Source organism: Psychrobacter sp. TB20-MNA-CIBAN-0197, assembly GCF_040309765.1.
Lineage (GTDB): Bacteria > Pseudomonadota > Gammaproteobacteria > Pseudomonadales > Moraxellaceae > Psychrobacter > Psychrobacter submarinus.
The window spans coordinates 1-271 of sequence record NZ_JBEOPC010000621.1 but is presented as its reverse complement, the minus strand read 5'-3'; the positions used below and the strand labels follow the sequence as shown (position 1 = coordinate 271).

Sequence of the window (271 nt, the reverse complement as noted above, 5' to 3'; positions counted from 1 at the left end):
AGCCGGTAGTGGCCGCCTATAAAAAGCTGCTCGGCGTACAAAGCGATCTTGAAGGCGCGCAGGCGCTGCTCAAGGACAACGACCCGGACATGCGCGAAATGGCCGTGGAAGAAGTTCGCGAAGCCAAGGAGTTGCTGGTCACGCTGGAATCCGATCTGCAGCGCATGCTGCTGCCTAAAGATCCGAATGACGGGCGCAACGTCTTCCTCGAAATTCGCGCCGGCACCGGTGGCGACGAGGCGGCGATCTTCTCCGGCGACCTGTTCCGCAT

1 protein-coding gene is annotated in these 271 nt (G+C 60.9%); it reads left to right on the top strand.

From position 1 onward, the window contains the following. Nucleotides 1-271: PCRF domain-containing protein (locus AAEY83_RS15240; protein ID WP_351060235.1), on the top strand; the 271-nt coding region annotated here is incomplete at both ends.